This is a genomic window from Enterobacter sp. CM29, from assembly GCF_013179605.1.
GTDB lineage: Bacteria > Pseudomonadota > Gammaproteobacteria > Enterobacterales > Enterobacteriaceae > Enterobacter > Enterobacter intestinihominis.
Window position 1 is genome coordinate 1 of record NZ_JABMCU010000123.1, and the last position, 13,647, is coordinate 13,647.

Annotated in this window: 15 protein-coding genes and 2 pseudogenes; 12 read left to right on the forward strand and 5 right to left on the reverse strand. The window is 53.2% G+C overall.

Annotated elements, in window-relative coordinates:
• Positions 1-242 (reverse strand): annotated as a pseudogene (locus HP459_RS15185) (bifunctional D-altronate/D-mannonate dehydratase); the annotation flags it as partial.
• Positions 243-353: 111 nt separating this feature from the next.
• Positions 354-680 carry a YnfA family protein gene (locus HP459_RS15190; RefSeq protein WP_023300008.1) on the reverse strand — a complete coding sequence of 109 codons (327 nt, stop codon included), beginning with the start codon at positions 678-680 and terminating at the stop codon, positions 354-356.
• Positions 681-830: 150 nt separating this feature from the next.
• Here HP459_RS15190 and HP459_RS15195 point away from each other — a divergent pair, with 150 nt between their 5' ends.
• Complete coding sequence (locus tag HP459_RS15195; RefSeq protein ID WP_023300007.1) at positions 831-1,169, forward strand: DUF1283 family protein; 339 nt, start codon at positions 831-833, stop codon at positions 1,167-1,169.
• Positions 1,169-1,729: a spermidine N1-acetyltransferase gene (gene speG, locus HP459_RS15200; protein ID WP_022647983.1), complete on the forward strand. Its 561-nt coding sequence runs from the start codon at positions 1,169-1,171 to the stop codon at positions 1,727-1,729. Before HP459_RS15195 ends, speG begins: the two co-directional genes overlap by 1 nt.
• Positions 1,730-1,746: 17 nt before the next feature.
• Here speG and HP459_RS15205 read toward each other — a convergent pair whose 3' ends face one another.
• Positions 1,747-2,457 (reverse strand): YnfC family lipoprotein, encoded by a 711-nt coding sequence (locus HP459_RS15205; RefSeq protein ID WP_032622202.1) that lies wholly within the window; start codon positions 2,455-2,457, stop codon positions 1,747-1,749.
• Between the two features lie 192 nt (positions 2,458-2,649).
• Here HP459_RS15205 and HP459_RS15210 point away from each other — a divergent pair, with 192 nt between their 5' ends.
• The 7 genes from HP459_RS15210 (at position 2,650) to HP459_RS15240 (ending at position 9,048) form a co-directional block, all read left to right on the forward strand.
• Positions 2,650-3,504: a benzoate transporter gene (locus HP459_RS15210; protein WP_045621664.1), complete on the forward strand. Its 855-nt coding sequence runs from the start codon at positions 2,650-2,652 to the stop codon at positions 3,502-3,504.
• Positions 3,505-3,606: 102 nt separating this feature from the next.
• Complete coding sequence (locus HP459_RS15215; protein WP_003857424.1) at positions 3,607-3,912, forward strand: DUF1161 domain-containing protein; 306 nt, start codon at positions 3,607-3,609, stop codon at positions 3,910-3,912.
• 130 nt (positions 3,913-4,042) lie between these two features.
• Entirely contained in the window at positions 4,043-6,481 is a 2,439-nt protein-coding gene (gene ynfE / locus HP459_RS15220; RefSeq protein WP_171936414.1) for a selenate/tellurate reductase subunit YnfE, read from the forward strand.
• A gap of 10 nt (positions 6,482-6,491) precedes the next feature.
• Positions 6,492-7,109 (forward strand): DMSO/selenate family reductase complex B subunit, encoded by a 618-nt coding sequence (locus HP459_RS15225; RefSeq protein WP_017384545.1) that lies wholly within the window; start codon positions 6,492-6,494, stop codon positions 7,107-7,109.
• 1 nt (position 7,110) lies between these two features.
• A complete protein-coding gene (locus HP459_RS15230) occupies positions 7,111-7,965 on the forward strand; it encodes a dimethyl sulfoxide reductase anchor subunit family protein (protein WP_171936415.1) in 855 nt (284 codons plus the stop codon).
• A 45-nt stretch (positions 7,966-8,010) separates the two neighbouring features.
• Complete coding sequence (dmsD, locus tag HP459_RS15235; RefSeq protein WP_171936416.1) at positions 8,011-8,625, forward strand: Tat proofreading chaperone DmsD; 615 nt, start codon at positions 8,011-8,013, stop codon at positions 8,623-8,625.
• Positions 8,626-8,733: 108 nt separating this feature from the next.
• A complete protein-coding gene (locus tag HP459_RS15240) occupies positions 8,734-9,048 on the forward strand; it encodes a YebG family protein (protein ID WP_058678032.1) in 315 nt (104 codons plus the stop codon).
• A gap of 56 nt (positions 9,049-9,104) precedes the next feature.
• On the opposite strand, the gene catA is transcribed toward HP459_RS15240, so the two are convergent.
• Positions 9,105-9,764: a type A chloramphenicol O-acetyltransferase gene (catA, locus tag HP459_RS15245; protein ID WP_171936417.1), complete on the reverse strand. Its 660-nt coding sequence runs from the start codon at positions 9,762-9,764 to the stop codon at positions 9,105-9,107.
• Positions 9,765-9,850: 86 nt separating this feature from the next.
• Positions 9,851-10,735 (reverse strand): LysR family transcriptional regulator, encoded by an 885-nt coding sequence (locus tag HP459_RS15250; protein WP_126291153.1) that lies wholly within the window; start codon positions 10,733-10,735, stop codon positions 9,851-9,853.
• 114 nt (positions 10,736-10,849) lie between these two features.
• Here HP459_RS15250 and HP459_RS15255 point away from each other — a divergent pair, with 114 nt between their 5' ends.
• From HP459_RS15255 to HP459_RS15265, 3 genes and pseudogenes are all read left to right on the forward strand, one after another.
• Positions 10,850-11,977: an alpha/beta hydrolase gene (locus HP459_RS15255; RefSeq protein WP_071788016.1), complete on the forward strand. Its 1,128-nt coding sequence runs from the start codon at positions 10,850-10,852 to the stop codon at positions 11,975-11,977.
• Between the two features lie 299 nt (positions 11,978-12,276).
• Positions 12,277-13,020: a YoaK family protein gene (locus tag HP459_RS15260; RefSeq protein WP_171936418.1), complete on the forward strand. Its 744-nt coding sequence runs from the start codon at positions 12,277-12,279 to the stop codon at positions 13,018-13,020.
• 261 nt (positions 13,021-13,281) lie between these two features.
• Positions 13,282-13,647 (forward strand): annotated as a pseudogene (locus HP459_RS15265) (glycine/betaine ABC transporter permease); the annotation flags it as partial.

A 13,647-nucleotide genomic window follows, 5' to 3' on the forward strand; every position in this document is an offset into this window, starting at 1 on the left:
ACCGGGCCACGACGCCAGTACGCGCCTTTATAGAAGAACTGCCAGATATCTTCGATGCGGTGCGCATCGCGGCCAATCAGCTGAGGGCACAGGTGATCTTTCAGGTAGGAGGCAACGGAAAGTTCACGTCCGTTAAGCGTGGCATCACCCAGACCGACAATGCCCTCATCGGTGGTGATTTTAAGGGTGACAAAGTTACGCCCTGGGCAGGTGACAAATACTTCAGCCCCGACAATCTTCATAATCCATTTCCTTACATCGCTCGTTGTGATGCAGGAAATTTACGCAACTACACTACTACCATACAAGTATAACGATCGAAAAATCAGTGGGCGATCACACTATGAGGACGACTATGCGCGTCCCCAGCCAGCCACGATGATCAACATGCCGCACAGGGCAACCAGCGCGCCTGCCCAGTCATACAGGCTTAGCCTGATGCCATCGACAAAGCGCAGCCACAGCAGCGCAGTACAGACGTACACTCCGCCGTAGGCCGCATAAACCCGCCCGCTAGCGGCCGGATGCAGGGTGAGCAGCCAGACGAAAAGGACCAGGGACACACCCGCCGGGATCAGCAGCAGCGCGGAAGCGCCCCGCTTTAGCCAGAGCCACGGCAAAAAGCATCCGATGATTTCACACAGCGCGGTCGCGAAAAAAAGCAGCGTCGTTTTGAACATTTTTCTCGTTTCGTGAGGATTGATTTAGACATCATACGCGATAATGCTCTCATCGTTCCCATACCTGCCGCGCGGGTATGACACCCTTTCGGATTGGTGTAGAATCCAACGGGGTAATCCGATTGTCTGCACCCGTTTAAAGGAAACGCTATGACTACATTAAGCAAACGCCTTTGTCTGACAGCCGCACTGGCGCTGTCCTCGTTCGCCTTCGCCGCAACGGCATCAGCCGAAACCAGCAAACTCATCATTGAGTCTGGTGACAGCGCGCAAAGCCGCCAGAACGCCGCCATGGACAAAGAACAATGGAATGACACCCGCAGCCTGCGTCAGAAAGTGAATAAGCGCGTGGAAAAAGAGTGGGATAAAGAAGACGTCGCGTTTGATGCCCGCGACAAATGCCAGCAAAGTGCCAACGTCAACGCTTACTGGGAGCCTAACACCCTGCGCTGTCTGGATCGTCGCACTGGCCGCACGGTAGCACCGTAATGTCGACGCCGTGTGACGTTAAGCTCCGTCCGCTGGAGCGCGAAGATTTACGCTTTGTCCACCAGCTCGACAACAATGCCAGCGTGATGCGCTACTGGTTTGAAGAGCCTTACGAGGCCTTCGTCGAGCTGTCCGATCTCTACGATAAGCATATCCACGATCAGAGTGAACGCCGGTTTGTGGTGGAGTGCGAAGGTGAGAAAGCCGGGCTGGTTGAGCTGGTTGAGATCAACCATGTTCACCGTCGGGCGGAATTTCAGATCATTATTTCACCGGAGCACCAGGGGAAAGGTCTTGCGTCGCGGGCGGCAAAGCTGGCGATGGATTATGGGTTTAACGTCCTGAATCTCTACAAGCTTTACCTTATCGTCGACAAAGAGAACGAAAAAGCGATTCATATCTACCGTAAGCTCGGCTTTATGGTGGAAGGTGAACTGATCCATGAGTTCTTTATTAATGGCGAATACCGTAACACCATCCGCATGTGCATTTTCCAGCATCAGCATCTGGCCGGGCATAAATCCTCCTCCGCCAACCTGCTTAAACCCACCGCGCAGTAACCTGCGCGGTTTTATTCTTAATAATATTCAATGCTGTTTTTGATGGTGTACTTGCGCTCAATGGCAGGTTTAACGCTGTCATCGACGATAACCAGCTCGCAGCTCACCGGGTTGTTGTGGCGATCGTAATCGCAACTCTGCTTTACATTGCCCATCGGTTTATCGTTCAACAGGCTTACCGCCGTATAATCCATGCGCTTACGCAGATCTTTCGACGGCATCGATTTGACCGATAAACGCTGGTCGCCGGAGACCGTGGTTTTACCGAGCGGGTAGCCGTCGGTATCATACTGGTACTTCACTTCCATCTCTTTGCTGTGCGCGGCAACCACAAACCCGTTATCGTCGGTGTCCCACGTCAGGCCGGCAGACGGCAGTTCCGCCAGCTGACATTTTCCCTGCAACTTCACCTTCTGCTGCTGGGTTTCCGCATCGACGTAGTAGTTAGCATCCAGCACCAGCGCAACGCCCGTGTTTGCCTCCAGATCGTGCAGTTCAAGGGTATCGAAACACCCCTCCGACGACATCGTTCCGGTCACGCGTTTAGAGACTTCACCCTTATCGTTCAACAGCGTCTGGGTAAAATCTTTCACCGGCCCGCGCAGAGGGTCAAAGTCAAACTCGTTCGAAAAGCTCGCCATCTCCGGCGTAAATGACAGCGGCGCGGTGTTGTTGTCGCATCCCACCAGTACCGTTGCCAGTAGCGTTATCGCTGCGTATTTATTCACATCATTTACCGTTCAGAGAGAGATACAATCATATTAGCAAATACAGCAACTTACATAACAGCACTTCATTTGACTCTTTACGCTGTATAAATCCGTCATTTGCATTGACGAGACCTGCCAAAGTGGCTACTTTGGGCGCGGAAAATTCCACATTATTATAAAATTAGATTCTTAAATTTTCGGGTTAACATCATGATTTACGACTGTTTTTTGTACTATGACGAAGATATGTTGCTCGACATCAGATTACATACGCTCGCTGATGTCGTTGACCGTTTTGTCATTGTAGAAGCAACACACTCTTTTACGGGCATACCGCGAGAATTACATTTCGATATTACGAAGTTTGGCAAATTCAGAGACAAAATTATTTACGTGCCTTTTGACGCGCAGCCTATTTTAAACAGTGCTGACAATAACCAGGTTGATGCCTGGGCAAATGAAGCAGCGCTTCGCAACTCCATTATGAATGGGTTAAAAGACGCGGCAGACGACGATCTGATTCTGGTGTCAGACGTTGATGAAATTTTCTCTCCCGAGACGGTCAGGGCCATTAATCCACGCGCGCTCTGCACGACTATTCATCAAAACGTGTTCAACTATCAGTTTAATCTTCAGGTTCACAACATGGATGGTACGCCGAGAAAATGTACCTTGCCCCGCGCGACGTCCTATTACAACCTTAAGCATTTCTTCCACGGTGAGCCTGAATCTTTCAGAAACTGGAAGCGTGCACGCAAAGATAAAAACTGGTCATGGTTTAAATGGAACTGGCTAAAAATCAATAATAAGGTTGTGAAAGATGGCGGCTGGCATTTCTCCTGGGTAATGACCCCAGAAAGAATTTCCGAAAAAATGTCTACCATTTCTCATACCGAATACGATCTGCCGGAATTTAATAACCCGGAACATATTATGAAGGTTATCACCAACGCCGAAGATATCTGGGGACGAGACCGAAAACTGGTCAGGCAAGAGGTATCAAAACGCACCCTGCCTTCTTATCTGGTAGACAATCAGCACCATTATTCGCAATTTATTTTATGACGCAGGCAGGGCTCCAGGACAATTCAGAAAGACAGGTCCAAAAACAAAAGCTTACCCTAACCCTGCTATGCTTACAGTCCACACAGTGAAAAGGAGCTACAGATGAAACGGTTACCCTGGATTACCGCCCTGCTGTTAATGAGTGCTTCACCCGCTCTTCTTGCGGCCCCGGACTCCTGCGAGCGCGTGAAAAGCGACATTCAGCAGAAGATTATCAACAACGGCGTACCGGAGTCTGGCTTTACCCTGAACATCGTCCCGAACGATCAGGCCGATCAGCCGGATGCGCAGGTCGTTGGGCATTGTGCCAACGATACTTTCAAAATTTTGTACACCCGCACCAGTAGCGGCAACTACCCGGTGAGCGGCGCAGGTACGCAGGAGAATGCGCCCGCTGAGCCGCAATGATTTTCCCACTCAATTCCCCTGATTTGACGAGGATTAATATTTAATACCTCTAAATAAGTAACACTCCCCCCATCATTAGCCCGGTTGTAGTCACGGGTGAAAATAATTATTAACAATGATGGGGTGAGTCATGTCCGAAGTTGAACATCACGGCGGGATAAGCCGTCGAACTCTGGTTAAATCTACTGCCATAGGATCTCTGGCGCTTGCCGCCGGTGGGATCGCATTACCTTTTGGTCTGAAAAGCGCCGCCGCCGCTGTGCAGTCCGCTATTCAGCCAGCGGAAGATAAAGTCGTCTGGGGCGCCTGCTCGGTAAACTGCGGTAGCCGCTGCGCGCTGCGTCTGCACGTTCGCGATGACGAAGTCTACTGGGTTGAAACGGATAATACCGGCGAGGATGTTTACGGCAACCATCAGGTTCGCGCCTGCCTGCGAGGCCGTTCAATTCGCCGTCGCATTAATCATCCAGACCGTCTGAACTATCCGATGAAACGCGTGGGCAAACGCGGAGAAGGCAAGTTTGAACGTATCACCTGGGAAGAAGCGCTGGACACCATCGCCGCGAGCCTGAAAAGCGTGGTCGAAAAATACGGCAACGAAGCGGTCTACATTAACTACTCCTCCGGAATTGTCGGCGGCAATATCACCCGCTCCTCCCCTTACGCCTCGCTGGTGGCACGCCTGATGAACTGCTACGGCGGCTTCCTCAGCCACTACGGTACCTACAGCACCGCGCAGATCGCCTGCGCAATGCCCTACACCTACGGCAGCAACGACGGCAACAGTACATCGGATATCGAAAACACCAAACTGGTGGTGATGTTCGGCAATAATCCGGCAGAAACGCGCATGAGCGGCGGCGGGATCACTTACTACCTTGAACAGGCACGCGAACGCTCTAACGCACGGATGATCGTTATCGATCCGCGCTACACCGACACCGCCGCAGGCCGCGAAGACGAGTGGATCCCGATTCGTCCGGGCACCGATGCCGCACTGGTGGCAGGTATTGCGTGGGTGCTGATTAATGAAAACCTCGTCGATCAGCCCTTCCTCGATAAATACTGCGTAGGTTATGACGAAAAAACCCTGCCGGAAGGCGCACCTGCTAATGGTCATTACAAAGCCTATATTCTCGGCCATGGTGATGACAAAACCGCGAAAACCCCGGAATGGGCGTCGCGCATTACAGGCATTCCTGCCGATCGCATCATTAAGCTGGCCCGTGAAATCGGTTCGGCAAAACCGGCCTACATTTGCCAGGGCTGGGGCCCGCAGCGTCAGGCCAACGGCGAGCAGACATCCCGCGCCATCGCCATGCTGCCGATCCTGACCGGCAACGTCGGCATTAACGGCGGCAACAGCGGCGCGCGCGAATCGACCTACACCATCACCATCGAACGTATGCCGCTGCCGGAAAATCCTGTAAAAACGCAAATCTCCTGCTTCAGCTGGACGGATGCCATCGTGCGTGGACCGGAGATGACCGCCCTGCGCGACGGCGTACGCGGCAAGGATAAGCTGGATGTGCCGATCAAGTTCATCTGGAACTATGCGGGTAATACCATCATCAACCAGCACTCTGATATCAACAAAACTCACGACATTTTGCAGGATGAGAGTAAGTGCGAAACGATCGTCGTTATCGACAACTTCATGACCTCGTCCGCGAAGTATGCCGATATTGTCCTGCCGGACCTGATGACCGTTGAGCAGGAAGATATCATCCCCAACGATTACGCCGGCAACATGGGATACCTGATTTTCCTCCAGCCGGTAACCGCCCCGAAGTTTGAGCGCAAGCCCATCTACTGGATCATGAGCGAAGTAGCGAAACGTCTCGGACCGGATGTCTATCAGAAATTCACCGAAGGCCGTACGCAGGAGCAGTGGCTGCGCTACCTTTACGCCAAAATGGTTGCCAAAGATCCGCTGCTGCCGTCCTACGACGCGCTGAAAAAAATGGGTATTTATAAGCGCAAAGATCCAAATGGACATTTTGTGGCCTATAAAAAATTCCGTGACGATCCGGATGCCAATCCGCTGAAAACCCCGTCGGGGAAAATCGAGATCTACTCCAGCAAGCTGGCGAATATTGCGGCAACCTGGGAACTGCAAAAAGACGAAACCATCACCCCGCTGCCAGTCTATACCTCAACCTTTGAAGGCTGGGACGCGCCCGAGCGCAGCAAATTCCCGCTGCAACTGTTCGGTTTCCACTTTAAAGCCCGTACCCACTCCAGCTACGGCAACGTGGATGTGCTCCAGGCCGCCTGTCGCCAGGAGGTGTGGCTTAACCCTGTAGACGCCGAGAAGCGCGGCATTAAAAACGGTGACACGGTGCGCGTGTTTAACGATCGCGGCGAAGTGCGCATTGCCGCCAAAGTCACCCCGCGCATTATGCCTGGTGTGAGCGCGATGGGCCAGGGCGCCTGGCATGACGCCAACATGAACGGCGATCGTGTCGATCACGGCTCCTGCATCAATACCCTGACCACACACCGCCCGTCACCGCTGGCGAAAGGCAATCCGCAGCACACGAACCTGGTGCAGATCGAGAAGGCATAAGGATTAACCGATGACAACCCAGTATGGATTTTTTATTGATTCCAGCCGCTGCACCGGGTGTAAAACCTGCGAGCTGGCCTGCAAGGATTACAAAGATCTGACCCCGGACGTCAGCTTCCGTCGTATTTATGAATACGCGGGCGGCGACTGGCAGGAGGATAACGGCGTCTGGCATCAGAACGTCTTCGCCTATTACCTGTCGATTGCCTGCAACCACTGCGAAGATCCGGCCTGCACCAAGGTCTGCCCGAGCGGAGCAATGCACAAGCGCGACGACGGTTTTGTGGTGGTGGACGAGGATGTCTGCATCGGCTGTCGCTACTGCCACATGGCCTGCCCGTACGGCGCGCCGCAGTATAACGCGGCTAAAGGCCACATGACCAAGTGCGACGGCTGCCACAGCCGCGTGGCGGACGGCAAAAAGCCCATCTGCGTCGAGTCCTGCCCGCTGCGCGCGCTGGACTTTGGCCCGATTGAAGAGCTGCGCAAAAAACACGGCCAGCTTGCTGCGGTCGCGCCGCTGCCGTCTGCGCACTTCACGAAGCCGAGTATTGTGATTAAACCTAACGCCAACAGCCGTCCGACGGGTGACACCACCGGCTACCTGGCAAACCCGAAGGAGGTGTGAGATGGGAAGTGGATGGCATGAATGGCCGCTGGTGATCTTCACCGTTTTCGGGCAGTGCGTGGCTGGCGCATTAATCGTGATGGGCTTCGCCTGGCTGAATGAACGTGATGACAAGGCCAGAATACGCATCGTGCGCAGCCTGTTTTTTCTCTGGCTGGTAATGGGTATTGGGTTTATGGCCTCGGTACTGCATCTTGGCTCCCCGCTGCGCGCCTTCAACTCGCTTAACCGCGTGGGAGCGTCAGCGCTGAGTAATGAGATCGCGGCGGGTTCGATCTTCTTTGCCGTGGGCGGTTTCTGGTGGCTGGTGTCGGTTATCGGTAAAATGCCCCCAGCTTTAGGCAAAATCTGGATGGTTGTCAGCCAGCTCCTGGGTGTCGTTTTTGTCTGGGCGATGACCCGGGTCTATCAGATCGATACCGTTCCGACCTGGTATACGGGCTACACCACGTTGGCCTTCTTCCTGACGATGGCTCTTACTGGCCCGCTGCTGGCCGCGCTGCTGCTGCGGGTCGCAAACGTGACATACAAAGGTACCCTTGCCGCGTCTGTCAGCGTACTGGCACTCATCGCCTGCGTGGCGGTCGTCGTGTTGCAAAGCAATACGCTGGGGACGATCCAGAGTTCTATCCAGCAGGCTAACGCCCTGCTGCCGGATTATGGTTCGCTTCAGGTATGGCGCATCGCGCTGCTGGCGGCGGGTTTAGGCTGCTGGATCTGTCCACTTATTCGTCGTCAGGAACCGAAAACGCTCGGCCTGTTTGCAGGTTTCGTGCTGGTGGCTGTGGGTGAAATGATTGGCCGTGGGCTATTTTATGGTTTGCATATGACCGCAGGGTTAGCAATTGCAGGTTAACACAGGTGCGCGGGCTACCCCCGCGCACAAGTAAGGAAAGTTGTAATGAATGACGTCTCACACCGCGAATCGTTCGCGTTCAGCGCCCGGGTACTGGGCGCGCTGTTTTATTTTGCCCCTGACAGCGAGCAGACCGCACCGCTGGTGAGTGCCCTGACCGCAGGTGACTGGGTGCAGGACTGGCCGCTGGCGCAGGAAAGCCTGCAGCCCGTGGCCAGTATGTTTAAGAACCCGTCGGACGAAGCGTTGAAAGACGCCTGGCAGCGTCTGTTTATTGGCCCGTATGCCCTGCCCGCCCCCCCGTGGGGCTCCGTCTGGCTCGATCGCGAGTCCGTGCTGTTTGGCGATTCGACCCTTGCATTGCGCCAGTGGATGCGTGAAAACCATATCGCCTTTGGGATGCAGCAGAATGAGCCGGAAGATCACTTCGGAACGTTGCTGATGCTGGCGGCATGGCTTGCCGAGAACGGTCGCGACACAGAACGCGACCAGCTTATGGCCTGGCATCTGCTGCCGTGGAGCACGCGTTTCCTTAGCGTATTCGTTGAAAACGCGGCCCATCCGTTCTACACGGCGCTGGGTAAACTTGCCCAGCTGACGCTGGCAGAATGGCAGTCCACTTTGCTGATCCCGATTGCAGAAAAAACGCTGTACCGATAACAGCTCCTGGCTTGTACATCCGTTGTGTAAGCCAGGTTCGGACATTTTTGCTGCAACGCAGATCCGGAGCTGCTATACTGTATATAATTACAGTACTGGAGGTGCAAAATGGCTGTTGAAACAAAATTCGTGGTCGTAAGAAAAGGTGAAGAGAAAATGACTTTTGCCAGTAAGAAAGAGGCTGACGCTCACGACAAACTGCTCGACATGGCAGAAGCGTTCACCGACTGGCTGCTGCAAAGCGGAATGCAGATGGATGAAACGCAGGCGGAAAACCTTGGTCTGTATCTTGCCGAGCAGAAAGAGTCCGTGCAGCATATCCTGCGTACCAGCAAGCTTCCCGAGCTCAATGCTGCAACGGATAAAACAGCGCCAGAGGAGGCGGATAGCAGCAAAAAAATCCGGGCCGTCAAAGCCGCCTGATCGTCAGAACGACTCATCACCTGTCCTGCTGCCGCGGGCCGGAAACGGCTCGCGGCTTAATAGTGCGGTAAATTATCACACAACTCTTGCAACTCGTTGATTAGTCTGGCCACATGGAAACCATCACAGACAGAATGATGAACCTGAACGGCGAAAGGCAACAAGACTTTTCCATCCTGGTTAAAGTATTTTCCAAACGTGAACATGGGCGCAAAAAAGTTCTGCATGTTAGCCACGTTGATATTAAAACTGGTAAAACTGACCCACGGAATATCCGATATGAAGAATATATTTTCCCGGTACTCTTCTTTGGGCCAGTAAGCAAGATTATCACCATAGCGAGAAACGTCTTCTGCATAAACGTTCTGAAAGTGATGAATATTCCCGTCGAAGTGACTCCATAATGATGAAAACGTCTCCGTCTCTTTATGGAAAAGGGTATAGCTGGGATGCACCTCATTCCATATTACAAGCTCATTATCCTTCATAGCCATACGGAACTCAGAATGGCGGTTAACGAATGTCGAAATAAGGGAAATAATCGAAGGATAAAATTTCCAGCCAACCTGTTTGATATGTTTCAGCAGCGCAGTGATATCCAGCTGAACCGTTTGGTTAATCGTGCATTGAGCAAAGCTCTGAAAGACTTCAAAATGTTCTTTCCTTGCCCAACTCGATAAGTCTACAGCCGTATATTCTGGCGTAATTTTTGTCATTTCTTTGCCTTAATTAAGCAGCGCTATATAAAATAGTAGCGTACCATAAACCCAGGAGCTGTATAGACCATCGAGCAGAGGCTGCCTTAAATTTTCAACGTATCAATAACCGCTCTCAGCGCCGGGGACACGTTGCGGTGCGGGTAATAGAGGTAAAGCCCGTCCATCCGCAGGCTGTAGCGCTGTAAGACGCGTATAAGCGTGCCACGCTCCAGATCGTCAGCCACCAGCTCAACCGGGACATAGGCCAGCCCGAGTTCCAGCCGGGCCGCTTCAGCCTCCATGTAGCTGTCGGAAAAGGCCCATTGCCCCTCAGGCCGGTGCGTAACTCGCTTCCCGTCCTGAACAAGCTCCCATTGATAGTGGTTACCGTCGGCAAACTGGTAGGCAATGCAGGGATGAGCATCCAGATCGGCGGGCCTCTGCGGGAAACCATAGCGCCGAAAATGCGCCGGGGCGGCAACCACAGCCATCTCCATATCGGGCGTGATGCGCACCGCAATCATTCCTTGTCCCACCTCCGGCCCCAGCCGGACGCCCGCGTCGAATCGCTCGGCAATGATATCCACGAACCGGCTCTCATTCATCAATTCCAGACGGATATCCGGGTAACGCTGTTTGAAGATAGCGAGCTTTGGCAGCAGACATTTCTCGATGGCGTGCTGGCTGGCATTAATGCGCACCGTGCCGGACGGCGTCTGGCGGTAATGCGCCAGTCTGGTCAACCCGGTATCAAGCGCATCAAAGGCGGAACCGGCGGTCTGGTAAAGCTGTTCCCCGGCGTGTGTCAGCGACAGCTTACGCGTAGTACGCACCAGAAGCTGAACGCCCAGCCGCTCTTCCAGCTCGCGAACCGATCGGCTGATCCCGGATTGCGCCAGCCCGAGCCGCTGTGCGGCTGCCGTAAAGCTTCCCTCCCTCACCACCTGGATAAAGAGATACAGTTCATTATAGTTTTCCCGCTTCGCCATCATGCCTCGTCAATTCATATCAAAATGATATGAATCCTAGCAGCTTTTGGCCTCTAATCAGCACTATTTCTGCTAACTATAATGGCCTCATTACAACAACACACGGTACCTCTTATGAAAACATTCACCCAAAAACTGTCCGTTGCGCTGCTGTTATGCGCATCATTAAGTGGAGTGACAACAATGAGTTATGCAGAAACGCTAAATCCTAACGCCCCCGTTTCGATGGTGACAACCTGGGATAAAACCTTCGCCGAGAGCAATAAAGTCAACCACCGCAAAGTGACGTTCCAGAACCGGTACGGGATCACTCTGGTGGGCGATCTGTACATTCCCAGGAACCACGGCGACCAGAAACTGGCGGCGATAGCCGTCAGTGGGCCGTTCGGTGCGGTTAAAGAACAATCCAGCGGTCTGTACGCCCAGACTCTGGCTGAGCAGGGGTTCGTGGCCCTGGCCTTCGACCCATCCTACACGGGGGAAAGTGGCGGCCAGCCGCGTAACGTTGCCTCCCCTGACATCAACACCGAAGACTTTAGCGCCGCTGTGGATTTCCTGGGGTTACAGAAAGAAGTCGACCGTAACCGTATCGGCATTCTTGGTATCTGCGGCTGGGGCGGTATGGCGCTGAACGCGGCATCCATGGATACCCGCGTGAAGGCGGTCGCCACCAGCGTAATGTACGATATGAGCCGCGCGATGGGTCACGGCGTGGGCAACGGGAAAGATCGCTATTCAGCGGCCGATCGTCGGGCCGTATTGCAGTATCTGAACGCGCAGCGCTGGAAAGATGCTGAAAGCGGCACTTTCGCCCATGGCGGCCACGATATTAATGTCGATGAGAATGGCAAGGTGACGGCGGCCGAGCGCATTCTGCCGGAAGCACTGCCCACCGATCCGCATCCGGTACTGAAAGAGTTCTATGATTACTACCGTATGCCGCGCGGTTTCCATGCCCGTTCCGTAAACTCCACCGGCGCGTGGACTGCGACCATGCCGTTATCCTTTATGAATATGCCGCTGCTGAGCTATGCCGGGGAGATCACTATCCCAACGCTGATTGTGACCGGTGAAAACGCACACTCTCGTTATTTTGCGGAGGATGCGTTCAAGGCCGTCGGCAGCAAAGAGAAAGAGCTGGTGATTGTTCCCGGTGCAAACCATGTTGATCTCTACGATAACGTCGAAGGAAAAATCCCGTTCGCGCAGTTTGAGCAGTTCTTCAAAACCAGTCTGAAATAACACTCTAAGCCCCCGGAAATCACGGGGGCATCTCTTCTCATCGTCGTGAATGACACCTATGTCTACACTGAATCAAATCCCATCCCGCTACAGCGTGCATGCACACTGGGACAGTATTTTTGCCCGTCAGTCTGCTCGTGGCATCTGCAATAAGGCATTATATTAACAGGGTTATTTTATTTAATTACAAAACCTCGCACTCCTCCCGTTGAAATAATAATTAAGCAATATCCTGGTCAGTCGGCGACATCGCTTTGTTAGCTTGAGCATTCAGGCAAAGCTCAAACTGGAGGTATTCTTTGCTGATTAAATTAAAGAAAGAACGAACGCATCAGGAGGATCGTCGTCTTGCACTCTGGCTGGCGACCTCCGCGGGACTGCTGAATGCCATTGCGCTGGGCGCGTTCGGCTTTTTCCCCTCTCATATGACGGGTAATACATCGCAGTTATCCAGCGAAGTTTCCTCCACCGATCTCAGTGATATTCTTTTTTTTGGCGCCATTATTCTGTCGTTTGTCACTGGCGCCATTGTTGCGCGGATTATTGTTATCTGGGGAATTATCCATAACGTCAGGCTGATATTCAGCCAGGTTTTATTTTTTGAAGGGCTATTACTTGCCGGGGTATCCCTCTATGAAATGTATTTTCACTCCTTCGCCACGAATCAGGAGATTATTCTTTTCCTGTGCGGTTTGATGGGAATTCATAACTCCACCTCAACTCAGCTTTCCGGCGGTCGGGTGAGATCCACGCACATTACCGGCACGCTGACCGATGCCGGCATTTCGCTGGCCTCCGTTATGGTCGCCATGCTGCGCCGGGATTATTCCAAAGACACGGCCGCGCAAAAGAGCCAGCTCAAAACCCATTTAACCACCCTTTTCTCGTTTATTACCGGCGGGATTGCGGGGCTGATCCTCTTCAGAGAGTTTGGATTCCACGCGATGCTGGCACTGGGCCTGATGCTGGTGTTTATCGCCGCCTTTTCAATCGTTCGTATCTCGTGGCGCGTTCGAAAGGTACGCGCCGCGCTTAGTCGATAGGGTGATCAGCACGCCTCAAGTGACGTTGTCACTTGAGGCGTGCTTCTTTAAGACTATTCTGCCTTCCCACTGACAGCCCTTACGCCATAAGGCTTAACTCAGGTTGTCACTAATTTCATAGGGTTACTGTTTTACCCCCTTTGCTGGAACCCTTCCGTTTCGCTTGCTATAGGTGAAGTACCCCTGCCGAAACATGGCATAACAACAGGCAACCGCAACAGGTGGTTGCTATAACGCATGCGCACAGGGAGACACACCGCAATGCACCCATTACTTAAACGTTCGCTGCTTTTTGTCGGCGCGATTATCGTGGTCCTCGCTCTCCTCACCTGGGGAATTGGACTGGAGACGATTAAGGCGCGCCAGGTTGACCTGCTCTACCTCGGTCAACAGCACCTGATTCTGGTCTTTTCATCAATGTTCTTTGCCCTGCTGGTGGGCATTCCAAGCGGTATTCTGCTGAGCCGTCCGGCGGCACGGGGTATCGCCGAATACGTGATGCAAATCTTTAACGTGGGCAACACCCTGCCGCCGCTGGCCGTTCTGGCGCTGGCGATGGTGGTGATTGGCATCGGTGATAAACCGGCCATTATCGCCCTCTTTCTCGCTTCTTTGCTGCCAATTGTG

Excerpts from the sequence above, each read along its gene's own strand:
- HP459_RS15190 (WP_023300008.1), bottom strand. The coding sequence starts at position 680 with ATGTTCAAAACGACGCTGCTTTTTTTCGCGACCGCGCTGTGTGAAATC.
- HP459_RS15195 (WP_023300007.1), top strand. The coding sequence starts at position 831 with ATGACTACATTAAGCAAACGCCTTTGTCTGACAGCCGCACTGGCGCTG.
- speG (WP_022647983.1), top strand. The coding sequence starts at position 1,169 with ATGTCGACGCCGTGTGACGTTAAGCTCCGTCCGCTGGAGCGCGAAGAT.
- HP459_RS15210 (WP_045621664.1), top strand. The coding sequence starts at position 2,650 with ATGATTTACGACTGTTTTTTGTACTATGACGAAGATATGTTGCTCGAC.
- HP459_RS15215 (WP_003857424.1), top strand. The coding sequence starts at position 3,607 with ATGAAACGGTTACCCTGGATTACCGCCCTGCTGTTAATGAGTGCTTCA.
- ynfE (WP_171936414.1), top strand. The coding sequence starts at position 4,043 with ATGTCCGAAGTTGAACATCACGGCGGGATAAGCCGTCGAACTCTGGTT.
- HP459_RS15225 (WP_017384545.1), top strand. The coding sequence starts at position 6,492 with ATGACAACCCAGTATGGATTTTTTATTGATTCCAGCCGCTGCACCGGG.
- HP459_RS15230 (WP_171936415.1), top strand. The coding sequence starts at position 7,111 with ATGGGAAGTGGATGGCATGAATGGCCGCTGGTGATCTTCACCGTTTTC.
- dmsD (WP_171936416.1), top strand. The coding sequence starts at position 8,011 with ATGAATGACGTCTCACACCGCGAATCGTTCGCGTTCAGCGCCCGGGTA.
- HP459_RS15240 (WP_058678032.1), top strand. The coding sequence starts at position 8,734 with ATGGCTGTTGAAACAAAATTCGTGGTCGTAAGAAAAGGTGAAGAGAAA.
- catA (WP_171936417.1), bottom strand. The coding sequence starts at position 9,764 with ATGACAAAAATTACGCCAGAATATACGGCTGTAGACTTATCGAGTTGG.
- HP459_RS15250 (WP_126291153.1), bottom strand. The coding sequence starts at position 10,735 with ATGGCGAAGCGGGAAAACTATAATGAACTGTATCTCTTTATCCAGGTG.
- HP459_RS15255 (WP_071788016.1), top strand. The coding sequence starts at position 10,850 with ATGAAAACATTCACCCAAAAACTGTCCGTTGCGCTGCTGTTATGCGCA.